Source organism: Streptomyces sp. NPDC059850 (assembly GCF_042731515.1).
Lineage (GTDB): Bacteria > Actinomycetota > Actinomycetes > Streptomycetales > Streptomycetaceae > Streptomyces.
The window spans coordinates 136,437-148,810 of record NZ_JBHWJI010000011.1 but is presented as its reverse complement, the minus strand read 5'-3'; the positions used below and the strand labels follow the sequence as shown (position 1 = coordinate 148,810).

The 12,374-nt window shown below is 71.9% G+C and carries 9 protein-coding genes and 1 riboswitch; of the genes, 4 read left to right on the top strand and 5 right to left on the bottom strand.

Translation table 11 applies throughout. The features are described from left to right. Nucleotides 1–32 precede the first annotated feature (32 nt). Both ACFV9T_RS11970 and ACFV9T_RS11965 read left to right on the top strand, forming a co-directional pair. Nucleotides 33–386 (top strand): hypothetical protein, encoded by a 354-nt coding sequence (locus ACFV9T_RS11970; protein WP_385438882.1) that lies wholly within the window; start codon nucleotides 33–35, stop codon nucleotides 384–386. A gap of 230 nt (nucleotides 387–616) precedes the next feature. Beyond that, on the top strand, nucleotides 617–1,267 hold the full coding sequence (locus ACFV9T_RS11965) for a L,D-transpeptidase family protein (RefSeq protein ID WP_385438991.1): 651 nt from the start codon (nucleotides 617–619) through the stop codon (nucleotides 1,265–1,267). Nucleotides 1,268–1,336: 69 nt separating this feature from the next. Here ACFV9T_RS11965 and ACFV9T_RS11960 read toward each other — a convergent pair whose 3' ends face one another. Next, entirely contained in the window at nucleotides 1,337–2,536 is a 1,200-nt protein-coding gene (locus ACFV9T_RS11960) for an NlpC/P60 family protein (RefSeq protein ID WP_385438879.1), read from the bottom strand. 6 nt (nucleotides 2,537–2,542) lie between these two features. Next, nucleotides 2,543–2,738: riboswitch (cyclic di-AMP (ydaO/yuaA leader) on the bottom strand. A gap of 183 nt (nucleotides 2,739–2,921) precedes the next feature. Between ACFV9T_RS11960 and pcrA the strand changes: the two genes are divergently transcribed. Then, nucleotides 2,922–5,423, top strand: a complete 2,502-nt coding sequence (gene pcrA / locus ACFV9T_RS11955) for a DNA helicase PcrA (protein ID WP_385438877.1) — start codon at nucleotides 2,922–2,924, stop codon at nucleotides 5,421–5,423. A 22-nt stretch (nucleotides 5,424–5,445) separates the two neighbouring features. On the opposite strand, the gene ACFV9T_RS11950 is transcribed toward pcrA, so the two are convergent. Both ACFV9T_RS11950 and ACFV9T_RS11945 read right to left on the bottom strand, forming a co-directional pair. Next, nucleotides 5,446–7,143, bottom strand: coding sequence for a peptidoglycan DD-metalloendopeptidase family protein (locus ACFV9T_RS11950; RefSeq protein ID WP_385438875.1), 1,698 nt, complete (start codon nucleotides 7,141–7,143; stop codon nucleotides 5,446–5,448). A 184-nt stretch (nucleotides 7,144–7,327) separates the two neighbouring features. Next, entirely contained in the window at nucleotides 7,328–8,107 is a 780-nt protein-coding gene (locus ACFV9T_RS11945; protein ID WP_385438873.1) for an esterase/lipase family protein, read from the bottom strand. Between the two features lie 307 nt (nucleotides 8,108–8,414). Between ACFV9T_RS11945 and ACFV9T_RS11940 the strand changes: the two genes are divergently transcribed. Continuing rightward, nucleotides 8,415–8,825: a cobalamin B12-binding domain-containing protein gene (locus ACFV9T_RS11940; RefSeq protein WP_385438871.1), complete on the top strand. Its 411-nt coding sequence runs from the start codon at nucleotides 8,415–8,417 to the stop codon at nucleotides 8,823–8,825. A 312-nt stretch (nucleotides 8,826–9,137) separates the two neighbouring features. Here ACFV9T_RS11940 and ACFV9T_RS11935 read toward each other — a convergent pair whose 3' ends face one another. Together ACFV9T_RS11935 and ACFV9T_RS11930 are read right to left on the bottom strand one after the other, a co-directional pair. Then, nucleotides 9,138–10,772, bottom strand: coding sequence for a DUF5691 domain-containing protein (locus tag ACFV9T_RS11935; RefSeq protein WP_385438869.1), 1,635 nt, complete (start codon nucleotides 10,770–10,772; stop codon nucleotides 9,138–9,140). Continuing rightward, entirely contained in the window at nucleotides 10,769–12,301 is a 1,533-nt protein-coding gene (locus ACFV9T_RS11930; RefSeq protein ID WP_385438866.1) for an SWIM zinc finger family protein, read from the bottom strand. Before ACFV9T_RS11930 ends, ACFV9T_RS11935 begins: the two co-directional genes overlap by 4 nt. Nucleotides 12,302–12,374 lie beyond the last annotated feature (73 nt).

Sequence of the window (12,374 nt, the reverse complement as noted above, 5' to 3'; positions counted from 1 at the left end):
CGGTGATATGCGCGGCGCTAGTCTCCGGTGCCATGGACGTAGTCATCAATGTGTTCGTCGGCCTGCACATCGTCGGCATCGCCGCGCTGCTGGGCGGCTTCCTCTCCCAGCTGACGGCGGTACGCGGGGGCGGCGCGCGGATGACGCCGGGGATGCTGCACGGCGCCCTGACCATGCTGGTCACGGGCGCCGCGCTGGTCGGGCTGAACCAGGCGGACGATCAGACCGTGAACACGGTCAAGATCGGCGTGAAGCTGGCGCTGCTGGTCGTGATCCTGGGGCTGGTGTACGTGAAGCGGGACGAGGAGAAGGTGGAGCCCGCGGTGTTCGGCGCGGTCGGCGCGCTGACGACGGTGAACATCTTCATCGCCGTGCTCTGGACCTGACCCCACCCACCCTCTCCTGACAGCCCATCAGTTTGTCTCACGCCGCCGCGCCCCCGACCAGGGGGCGCGAAGGGGCGGAATGGGGGAAATCGCACCTGTAAGCGCAACCCGACGCACCCTTCGCCTGTCTTACCCGTCAAGGGCAAGCCCGGAGGGAGCGCGCAATGGGGGCAGAGGGAAGATTCGCGGCATGGCGCCGCCGTACGGCGGTCGCGTTGGGCATGGCGGGCATGGTGGTGCCGCTGACCGTCGCACTCGGTGCGGCACCGGCGCAGGCGGCGACGGCGTGTACGGCGAGCACGGGTCCGTATCAGAAGCAGGTGGAGAAGTTCCTCGGTCGTCCCGTCGACGGTCGGCAGTCCTCGGGGGACTGCCGCGCGACGCGGACGTTCCAGATCAACCACGGCATCAGCCCGACCATCGGCTACGCGGGCCCCGTCACCTGGGGTGTCATGAAGCTGATCAACGCGCAGAACGCGGCGGGGCGTAACCCCAACGCGGCGCGCAAGTGCCCCACCAACAAGGGCCGCGTCGCCTGCGTCGACCTCACCCGCCAGCTCAGCTGGGTGCAGGACGGCTCACGGCTGGTGTTCGGGCCGGTGCCGGTGCGCACCGGGCGGGACAAGTACGAGACCCGCACCGGGCTGAAGAAGATCTACTGGCGGAACAAGAACCACTGGTCGACGATTTACGACGTGGCCATGCCGTACAGCCAGTTCTTCGACGGCGGTCAGGCCTTCCACTCCATCGCGGGCAGCGTCTGGTCCCCGCCCGGCTCCCACGGCTGCGTCAACATGCGCTCCGGCGACGCCAAGAAGTACTGGAGCCTGTTGCGGAACGGTGACGACGTGTACGTGTACGGCCGCAAGCCGGGCACGTGACCCAGGGAGTGCAGCGCGGCTGCCCGGGCACGTGGTCGGGCAGCCGCACCGCTCACTACGGCGTGGGGCCTATGCGGGCCGGACGCTCCCGTAGATCGGCATCTCGGTGATCGGCGCCTTCTTCACCACGTCGCCCGGCTTCGGGGCGTGGATCATCATCCCGTCGCCGATGTAGAGCCCGACGTGGCTGATGTCGTCGTAGAAGAAGACGAGATCACCGGGGATGAGTTCAGAGGTCGAGACGCGCGTACCGGCCTTCACCTGGTCCCACGTGGTGCGCGGCAGCGAGACACCGGCGGCCTTCCAGGCGGCCTGGGTGAGCCCTGAGCAGTCGTAGGAGTTGGGCCCGGTGGCGCCCCAGACGTACGGCTTGCCGAGCTGCGACTCCGCGAAGTCGATCGCCTTGGCGGCCTTGGTGCCGGTGGTGGTGCTTCCGGAACCGGTGCTGCTGCCGGAACCGGTGCTGCTTCCGGAACCGGAAGAGGAAGCGCCGCTCGACGGCTGCTCCTGCTCCTGCCGCTGCTTCTCCTTGGCCGCCGCCTCCCGCTGCTTCTCGGCCAGCTCGGCCGCCTTGCGCCGCGCCTCCTCGTCCTTCTTCTTCTCGATCGCCGCCAGCCGCGCCTTCTCCTTGGCGGTCAGGTTGGCCAGCAGCTGCCGGGCCTGCGTGAGCTTGTCCTGGACGGACTTCTTCTTGGTCTTCAGCTCGCGCTGGGTCTCGGTCAGCGACGCCAGGCTCTGCGCGGCCTCGCGGCGCTCCTTGGCGGCCTTCGCCGCCTGCGTCTGGAAGTCGTCGACGGCCCGCTTCTGCGAACCGGCCATCCGGCTCATCAGATGGGACTGGTCGAAGAGGTCCTGCGGGTCGTTGGAGAACAGCAGACTCGCGGCGCTCGACGTCATGCCGCCGTCGCGGTACTGGGCCGCGGCGTACGTGCCGAGCGTGCGGCGGGCCTCGTTGAGCTTCTCCGTGTTCTCGGCGACCTTGTCCAGCAGCCGGTTGACCTTGGTGGCCTGCTGCTCGGAGCGCTCCTTGGCGGAGTTGTAGTGCTGGGTGGCGGTTTCCGCCTGGTGGTAGAGCGAGTCCACCTTCTCCTTGACCGCCTCGATCGACTGCGTGGTGCCGGGCTTCGGGTCGCCCGGGGCGGCGTTCGCGGTCTGGGACAGGAGGGTGACGGAGGCGAGGGCGGCGGTGGTGAATCCGACGGCCGTGCGGCGCCCGGTGGACGAGGCGTAGGTGGGTATTCGGGTCCGCGGCTTGCGGTGCGACGCCAAGGGAGGCGCTCCTTCCGTGGACCGCCTACCGGGTTAGCTGTCGGGTTCGGGCGGTACGGAAGGTTGCCCTACGGCCGTGCGCGGGCGGGACGGTCACGTCGTACATGCCGTACGTACGTGTCGTACCGCGCAGCTCGGGCCGATTCACCCCGGTGTTGCGTTGTGGGTCCCCGGCTCCGGGCGCTTGCGGCGTGGCCGGACTCGGCGGAGGCGGCCCGTGCCGACGCGGTTCGCCGACGGGTGTACGGACTGCCTGAGGGAGGACCGTAGCCAACTCGTGGGGCTCCTGTGAAGGCTGGTGGCCGATATGCCCGGAACCGTTTCGTGACATCCATATGCGGTCCATGCGTAGGCTGTCAGTGCGGCCGCCTAGACTCGGTGAGCGATGAGCAGCCTCTTTGACGACAGCTTCCTGGCGAATCTCGGGCCTCCGGACGAGGAGCCCCCGCCGCCCGAGGATTCCGCACACCCGGGCCCGGCCGGTGGTTCCGCTGATGCAGGCGACTCCGGCGGCGAAGAGGTGCCGCACCACCTCTTCACGGGCGCGTTCGACGCGCCGGTGCCGAGCGGCGCCCCCAGAGAGGCGTACTACCGGGATGGCGCGCCGCGCCCCGCCATCGACCCGGCGGCGCTCCTGGAGGGGCTGAACGAGCAGCAGCGGGCCGCCGTGGAGCACACCGGCTCGCCGCTGCTGATCGTCGCGGGGGCCGGGTCCGGCAAGACCCGGGTGCTCACCCACCGCATCGCGTATCTGCTCGGCACCCGCCATGTGCACCCCGGTCAGATCCTCGCCATCACCTTCACCAACAAGGCGGCGGGCGAGATGAAGGAGCGGGTCGAGGAGCTGGTCGGCCCGCGCGCGAACGCCATGTGGGTGATGACGTTCCACAGCGCGTGCGTGCGCATCCTGCGCCGCGAGTCGAAGAAGCTGGGCTTCACCTCATCGTTCTCGATCTACGACGCCGCCGACTCGAAGCGGCTGATGGCGCTGGTGTGCCGGGATCTCGACCTCGACCCGAAGAAGTTCCCGCCGAAGTCGTTCAGTGCCAAGATCTCCAACCTGAAGAACGAGCTGATCGACGAGGAGACCTTCGCCGGGCAAGCGGCGGACGGCTTCGAGAAGACGCTCGCCGAGGCGTACGCGATGTACCAGTCGCGGCTGCGCGAGGCCAACGCCCTCGACTTCGACGACATCATCATGACCACGGTCAACCTGCTCCAGGCGTTCCCGGATGTCTCGGAGCACTACCGCCGCCGCTTCCGGCACGTCATGGTCGACGAGTACCAGGACACCAACCACGCTCAGTACACGCTGGTGCGCGAGCTGGTCGGCACGGACACCGAAGAGGTGGCGGCCGGGGAGCTGTGCGTCGTGGGCGACGCCGACCAGTCGATCTACGCGTTCCGGGGCGCCACGATCCGTAACATCCTCCAGTTCGAGGAGGACTACCCCAACGCGCGGACGATCCTGCTGGAGCAGAACTACCGCTCCACCCAGACCATCCTGAGCGCGGCCAACGCCGTCATCGAGCGCAACGAGAACCGCCGCCCGAAGAACCTGTGGACCGAGGCGGGCACCGGCGCCACCATCACCGGCTACGTCGCCGACACCGAGCACGACGAGGCCCAGTTCGTCGCCGACGAGATCGACCGGCTGACAGACGCGGGGGACGCCCGCGCCGGAGACGTCGCGGTCTTCTACCGCACCAACGCCCAGTCCCGTGTCTTCGAGGAGATCTTCATCCGGGTCGGCCTGCCGTACAAGGTCGTCGGCGGCGTCCGCTTCTACGAGCGCAAGGAGGTCCGCGACGTCCTCGCGTACCTGCGCGTGCTGGCCAACCCCGAGGACGCCGTACCGCTGCGCCGCATCATGAACGTGCCCAAGCGCGGCATCGGCGACCGCGCCGAAGCGATGATCGACGCGCTCGCGTCGCGCGAGAAGATCACCTTCCCGCAGGCGCTGCGCCGCGTCGACGAGGCGTACGGCATGGCGGCCCGCTCGGCGAACGCGGTCAAGCGGTTCAACACGCTCATGGAGGAGCTGCGGACCATCGTGGAGTCGGGCGCGGGCCCGGCGACCGTCCTGGAGGCCGTGCTGGAGCGCACCGGCTATCTGGCGGAGCTGCAGGCGTCCACCGATCCGCAGGACGAGACCCGCATCGAGAACCTCCAGGAGCTGGCGTCGGTGGCGCTGGAGTTCGAGCAGGACCGGGGCGAGGAGAACCCCGGCACGCTCGCGGACTTCCTGGAGCAGGTCGCGCTCGTCGCCGACTCCGACCAGATCCCGGACGAGGACGAGGAGGGCGCCGGGGTCATCACGCTGATGACGCTGCACACGGCCAAGGGGCTGGAGTTCCCGGTGGTCTTCCTCAGCGGCATGGAGGACGGGGTCTTCCCGCACATGCGCGCGCTCGGCCAGACCAAGGAGCTGGAGGAGGAGCGGCGGCTGGCGTACGTCGGGATCACGCGCGCCCGCGAGCGGCTGTATCTGTCCCGGTCGACGATGCGCAGCGCCTGGGGCACGCCCTCGTACAACCCGCCGTCCCGCTTCCTGGAGGAGATCCCCGACCAGTACGTGCAGTGGCGGCGCACCGGGCCCGCGACCCCGTCGGCGTCGATGGGCGCCATGACGTCGGGCGGCGGGGGAGGGCTGTCGTCGTCGCGGTCCAGGGGCGGGTCCTCCGCGTCCGGTTTCGCGACGCGGCGGGCGAAGGACCGCCCGGTGGTCTCCCTGGCCATCGGGGACCGGGTGACGCACGACTCGTTCGGGCTCGGCACGGTGGTGGCCGTGAAGGGCGCCGGGGACAACGCGGAGGCGACGATCGACTTCGGCGGCGAGAAGCCGAAGCGGCTGCTGCTGCGGTACGCGCCGGTCGAGAAGCTCTGAGCGTTGTGGTGGTCGGGGGCGGCTAGTTGGGGTTGATGCCGTGGCTCTGCAGCCACGGCGTCGGGTCCACGGCCTCCCCGCCGCCCGGGTGCACCTCGAAGTGCAGATGCGGGCCGGTGGAGTTGCCGGAGCTGCCCGAGTAGGCCATGACGTCCCCGGCCTTGACGGTCCCGGAGCGGATCTTGGTGCTGCTGAGGTGGCAGTACCAGGTCTCCGTGCCGTCAGGAGCGGTCAATATGACCATGTTGCCGTAGGCGTCGTTCCACTGCGTCCGCACGGTGCCGTCGGTCGCCGCCATGACGGGCGTGCCCTGGCTGACCGGGAAGTCGATCCCGGTGTGCAGGGACATCCAGTTGATGCCCGCCTGGCCGTAGCCCGCGCTCAGCCCGTGCTGTTCCACCGGCAGCGCGAACTTCGGGCGCATCGCCTCCTTGCGCGCCGCCTCCGCGGCCTTGCGCTTCTTCTCGGCCTCCTGGCGCTCCTTGAGGTCGATCCGCTCCTGGGTACGGCTGGCGCGGTCCCGGAAGTCGTTGACGCCGTCGTCGACCCCGGCGAGCCGGGTGTCCATCTCGCTGTTGGCCACGGATGCCTTGACGGGCTGTACGTCGGGGGCCGCGGCCTGCGTGGTCGTGTCGTCCTTCTTGTCGCCGGACATGCCGCTCACGGAAGCGGCGGCCACGGCGGTGACGCCGAGCGCGCAGACGGACGGGACGGCGACGGTGAGGAGAGCGGAGCGCTTGGGGCGGGCGGGCGCGCTGCGGCGGCGGGAGCGGCTGCCGGAGCGGGTGGCGGTGACGGGTGCGGCCGCGGGGACGGGCGGCGGCGTGATGTCGGCGACGGGCTCGGGGTCCGCCGGGTCGGGATCGGGTTCCGGCTCGGCGACGGCTTCGAAGACGGCGGTCTGCTGTTGCTCGTCGTAAGGCTGCTCGTCGTACCGCAGCTCGCTGTACTGGAGCCCGTCGTACGGCGATTCATCGACGGTGGCGTAGGCCGAGGTATCCCAGAACTGGGTCTGCCCGGTGTCGACGCCGGAGGTGTCGTACGCGGCGTTCTGACTGATGACGTCGTACGCGCCCGTGTCGTAGTGGCCCGAATCGGCCTGTCCCGTATCGAACTGCCCGGTATCGAACTGCCCGGTATCGAACTGCCCCGTGGTGTCGTATGCGCCCGTGTCCCACTGGGGCTGATGCTGATGCGCTTGCTGCGACTGGGTGTCCCAGGCGCCGACGTCCCAGTGGCCGCCGGTGTCGTCCTGCCGCTGGGTGGGGACGTCGGTGGGCAGGTGATAGCCGGAGGCGGCCCACATCGCGGTGGTGTCGTGAGCGCCCGTGTCGTAAGCACCGGCGTCATAGGCGCCGGTGTCATGGGCGCCCGTGTCGTATGTGCCGGTGTCGTACGTGCCGGTGTCGTACGAGCCCGTGTCGTAGGCCCCGGTGCCGTACGGGGTGCCGCCGTTCCACTGGGTCGCGTCGTACTGGCCGCTGTGCCCGCCGTGCGGGTCGCCCTGGCCGTCCCCGTAACTGCCCGGGAGCGAGCCGAAGAGCGGATCGGCCTCACCGTACGCGGCCCCGAGGTTATCGAAGCTGCCGGTGGGGTAGCCGTCATACCCGGCGTAACCGTGCGCTGTGCCCTGCTGCTGGCCGTAGGCCTCGTCATAGGAGTACGAGGCGTCGGGAGCGGGGACGGCCGGGGTTGCCCCCGACGGGTGACGGTCGTTCACCACCAACTTCTCTTTCGCCTCGGCTGCAGGAGAATTAGCGGCGACTGTACCCGGCGGTACGCGGGAGCGACAATCTTCAGCAAGTTTTGGGCTGCACGGGAAAGGGCATTTGGACCTCTTTCGGTTGACTGCGCGCCCACTCTTGGCCCGGCGTTCGACGGTTGTTCGGCAATTTTCGGTCGTATCAAGCGACCGAGAAGGCGCCCGAAGTGTCCGTCGGCGTGGCATTGGCGGCGTCCAGCGCCTCCCGGATCCCGGCGGCGACGGCCGAGTGCACCGGCAGGGCGAGATGTCCCACACCGCTGACCCGGATGTTGCGGAAGATCAGATCTGGATGGTCTATGCGGGCGACTTCCGCCGGGATCATCAACTGATCCACATCGCTCCAGAAAGAAACGAAACGCGTACGGCATTCGGGGGCAGGCTGCCTCAACTCCGTTATCACCTCGGAGTTCGGGCACATCTGACGCACGAGCGGATGTGCGGACAACAAGGGCGCGACGCGGGTGCCGGAGTGCGGGGTGCCCAACGTGACCACGGAGTGCACGCGGACGTCGCCGCCCAGCCGCTGGACGTAGTAACGCGCGATCAGCCCGCCCAGGCTGTGCCCCACGATGTCCACCTGGCTGTGGCCGGTGCGGGCCAGCACGTCCTCGACATGGCGGGCCAGCAGCGCGGCGGCGGTGCGGAGGTCGCAGGTCAGGGGCGAGTAGTTGAGGGCCTCGACATGCTGGCGGCCGTTGCGGAGGAGGGAGCGGCGCAGCAGCACGAAGACGGAGCGGTTGTCGATGAAGCCGTGGAGGAGCAGCACGGGGCGGTGCCCCCGGAGGTCGGGTGGGGGTGTGGCGGGTGGATGCTCCTGGCGGAGGCCGGTGGGGTAGAGGAGAAGGTGCCCGGCGAGGATTGCCAGGTCGAGCGCGAGAGCCCGAACCCGACCGCCACTCCCGCTGCATACGAGGCCCACGCGACCGCCCCCCTTTGTGCCCTGTGCCCTTGTGCCGTGTGGGTAGCGGGTCGATGACCGCGCCGTCGCACCGCGCGGCGCCATGCCCATGCCATGCCGCCGTCCATGCGGCTGCCGGGCGGCGCTGCGCGGTGCGACGGTCCCCGCTGCGGCTCCCCTTGGTGGCCGGCCCAAGGTCGAACGTGTCCCAGGTGTGATTTCCCCCTCGCCGCACATCGCGAAACTGCCGGGTAGGGGATGCTTGCGGGAAGCTGGAGATAACGTTCGTTCACGCGGATGCGCGCGCTGCTAGGGCTTGGAGGCTGCGATGGGTGTGACCGGTCCGATCCGTGTGGTGGTGGCGAAACCGGGCCTCGACGGCCACGACCGCGGCGCGAAGGTCATCGCGAGGGCGCTGCGCGACGCGGGCATGGAGGTCATCTACACCGGCCTCCACCAGACCCCCGAGCAGATCGTCGACACCGCGATCCAGGAGGACGCCGACGCGATCGGCCTCTCGATCCTCTCCGGTGCGCATATGACCCTGTTCGCCAAGGTGCTGGAGCTGCTGCGGGAGCGCGAGGCGGAGGACATCAAGGTCTTCGGCGGCGGCATCATCCCCGAGGCGGACATCCCTCCGCTGAAGGAACAAGGCGTAGCGGAGATCTTCACCCCCGGCGCGACGACGACGTCGATTGTCGACTGGGTCCGCCAAAACGTCCGCCCAGTCCCCGCCTAACCCGCGCCCCGCCCCCACGCCCCGGCGGAGCCCGGCCATCCGGTCGCCCGCCTCAGCGCGCCCGCCCCGGGCAGGGGCGGCCCATGCGGGGCTCAGCCCCGCATGGTTCCCGCCGACCGGCGGACGCAGCCCGGGGCCCGGGGCGGAGCCCCGGTTTCGGGGAGGGGCGGGATAGGGGAATGAGCCCCCGCCCGCCGTCCGGTCACCGCTGCCGGGGCTGCCCCCGCCGGTTTCGTCCGTAACCGCCTGCGGGGCGGACGCAGGCCGGGGTCCGGGGCGGAGCCCGGTTTCGGGGAGGGGCGGGGCGGGGAATCAGCCCCCGGCCAGTTCGGCGCGCATCGCCCCCCTCAACCTCAGCGTCCCCACCAACCGCTGAAACGCCTCCGACCAGTACCCCCCGGCCCCCGGCGCCGCCCCCTCCGGCTCATCCGGCAGCGCGGTCAGCATCTCCAGGCGGTCCGCCTGCGCCGGGTCGAGGCAGCGCTCGGCCAGGCCCATGATCCCGCTGAAGCTCCACGGATAGCTGCCCGCGTCCCGCGCGATGTCCAGCGCGTCCACCACCGCCCCGCCCAGCCGCTCGGACCACGGCACCGCGCACACCCCCAGCAGCCGGAACGCGTCCGACAGCCCGTGGGAGGCGATGAAGTCGGCGACCCAACGGGCCCGTTCCTCCGAGGGGAGCGCGGACAGCAGCTTCGCCGGGTCCCGCCAAGCCGCCACCGCGGGCGCACCCGCGGTGGCCGGGGGCGAGCCCGGCGGACCGAGGAGCGCGCGCGACCATTCCGCGCTGCGCTGCCGCACGGCAGCCCGGCACCAGGCCGCGTGCAGGTCCCCCGTCCAGCCGTCGGCGACGGGCAGGGCCACGATCCGATCGGCGTCCAGCCCGCCGAACCACTCGGACCAGCGGGTCAGCGGCGTGGCCTCCACCAGCTGGCTCAGCCACCACGACCGCTCCCCCCGGCCGGACGGCGGCTTGGGCACGACGCCGTCGCGCTGCATCCCGCTGTCGCACTGCTCAGGCGGGTCGACGGCGATCAGCCCGGTCGCGGGGGACAGGGAGACGCAGGCGGCGGACCGCTCCGCCATCCGCGCGGCATACGCGGAGTCGGGAAGCGCGGCCAGCAGCTCGGCGGCGGTCGCCCGGACGTTCCGGCTGCGGTCGGACAGCGCCTGCTCCAGGAAGGGTTCGTCGGAGGGCGAGAGGTCGTCGCGGAGAGAGTCCAGGAACATCAGCCGGTCTTCCGCCCGCTCCGTGGACCAGGTGCCGCTGAGCAGGGCCAGCCCGGCCGCCGGGTCGCGGTGGCGGGTCCTGGCCAGCAGCGACACCCGCTCGGCGAACAGCCCCTCCTCCCAGCTCCGCCGCACCTCGGCGTCGTCAGAGGCCGCCCCGCCCGGCTCCGACGCGGGCGCCGTGCCCCGCCCGGGCCCGCCCCGCAGCGCGAACTTCCAGTCCGGGTTGAGCCGGGCGAGCCACAGCGCCCGGGGCCCGCCGAGGGTGAGCGCCTCGGGCCGCAGATCGGTACGGGCGCGGGCGGCGTCGAGCAGGGTGGGGAGCAGCGCGTCGGGCGCGCGGTAGCCGTGCTGGTTGGCGAGGGCGAGCCACTGGGGCAGCAGCTCGGCCAGATCGGGGGCGGAACGCGGCCCGCTCCGCCCGGGAGACGAGCGGTCGGCGAGCAGCATCGCCAGTCGGCTGCGGGCGGCGGGCGGGAGCGGAGGGCGCGGGTCCTCGGGCGCGGGGGCCGGGCCCGGCCGGGCGGGAGCGGGGCGCAGCCCGGCCCGCCGCCGTACGGTGCTGAGCGCGGCGGCGTCCAGCAGGGCGGACGCCGCGTCCTGCCCGGGGCGGACGGCGACCGGTGGGGTGCGGCGCTCGGTGCCGAGCAGGGCGGCGGCGACGAGGTCGTCCCACGAAACGGGTGCGGGTGCGAGTGCGGGTGCGGTGCTGGTCAACGCGTGCCTCCGTACGAGGTCGGGCCGGTGCCCGTGGCAAGCGGGACGGGTTCCGGATCCCAGGTGGTGAGGGGCGTGATGCCGCGGTGTCCGCACTCGCCGAAGACGGTGAGGGGGCGGCCGCCCGATATCGCCGTGAGCTGCCACAGGCTCGTGTGGCCGAGGCACCTCGGGTCGACGGGGAGCGCGGTCCCGGCCGCGTCGTCCGCCAACTGCCAACCGCCCTCACCGGCGGGGACGGGCGTGACGCCGGAGAGCACGACGGGCCAGCCCTCCAGCCAGGGGTCGTCGCTCAGCGCGTCGCCGTAGGCGGCGAGGGCCGCGGCGATGCCGCCGCCGTCGGGCACCCCGGCGGGCACCAGGGTTTCAGCGTCCGCCCCGCCGTCCGTGGCGGACTCGGGGGCCGCCGGGGGCCACCCGGGCGGCAGTGGGGGCTCGGCGGGCGGATACCGCGTGCCCAGCGCCGCCCGCAGCGGACGCGTGCCCGGGTAGTAGACGAGGTCCGCGTCGAGCACCAGCCCGGGCGGCAGGGCCAGCTCGGGGGGCCGCCCCGCCGCGCCGAAGGACAGCAGCAGCGCCATCCGGCCCGTGGTCCGGCCACGGAGCCAGATCCGCCGGGTGGTGAGCTTGCCGTCGCCGCTGTCCTGGCGGCCCAGGACGAGCCAGTGGTCCCGGACCGGCTGCCCGTGCGCGAGCAGCTCGGCCACCGGCATCGTGACGCCGACCCGTGCGCGCGTGGTGGCGGCCAGCTCCTCCGACAGGCTGTCGAGGTGCAGGAAGCCCTGGTCGAGCAGGTGCGCCAGGGCGCATTCCTCCAGCAGACGGGCGGGCCAGCCGGGGCCGGAGGAGGGGATCGCGCCCAACTCCCGCACCCGCGCCTCCAGACCGGGGGCCTGGGCGTCGACCATGCGGGCGGCCGTCTCGTCCCACGCCCCGTATCCGGCGCTGTCCGCCGTGGCCAGACCGTCGCGCAGGAGGTCCGACAGCCGCTGCTCCAGCTCGGTGGCGCCCGCCGCGATGCGCTGGGCGCGCCGCTCGGCGCGGCGGCGGGCCGCGACCGGATCGGCGGCCCCGCCCGCACCGCCCGCCCCCTTCCCCGCGCCGCCGCCCCCATCGGCCTCCGCGCCCGCACCGGCTTCCGCGCCCGCACCCCCGCGCGCGGCCCCCACCGCGCTCCGCGCGCGCTCGCGCCGCTCGCCGAGCCACTGCTCGGCCCACTCGGGCGGCTCCCCGCCCTCCGGCACCCCCGCTTCGCCCGCCCCCCACAGAAGCAGCAGCCCGAGCGCGTGCTTGCACGGGAACTTCCGGCTCGGGCAGCCGCACCGGAAGGCAGGCCCGTGCAGGTCGACCACCGTCCGGTACGGCGCGCCGCCGCTGCCCGCGCACAGCCCCCAGACGGCCCCCACCCGGGCTCCCGTGCCCGACCACGAAGCAACCCCCGCGAGCTTGCCGCCCGCCTTGCGTGACGCGGTGTCAGGCGCCAGCGCCAGCACCTGTTCCGCCGTCCAGCGTTCCCCCTGCGGATTCATGTCTGCGACGGTACGGGCACCCACTGACAATTGCCCTGACCTGCGGGTTCGTTGAGGCCGGGCCGGTTGTCAG

Coding starts and splice junctions, on each gene's coding strand:
- ACFV9T_RS11970 (WP_385438882.1), top strand. CDS start 33: ATGGACGTAGTCATCAATGTGTTCGTCGGCCTGCACATCGTCGGCATC.
- ACFV9T_RS11965 (WP_385438991.1), top strand. CDS start 617: ATGGTGGTGCCGCTGACCGTCGCACTCGGTGCGGCACCGGCGCAGGCG.
- pcrA (WP_385438877.1), top strand. CDS start 2,922: ATGAGCAGCCTCTTTGACGACAGCTTCCTGGCGAATCTCGGGCCTCCG.
- ACFV9T_RS11940 (WP_385438871.1), top strand. CDS start 8,415: ATGGGTGTGACCGGTCCGATCCGTGTGGTGGTGGCGAAACCGGGCCTC.
- ACFV9T_RS11930 (WP_385438866.1), bottom strand. CDS start 12,301: ATGAATCCGCAGGGGGAACGCTGGACGGCGGAACAGGTGCTGGCGCTG.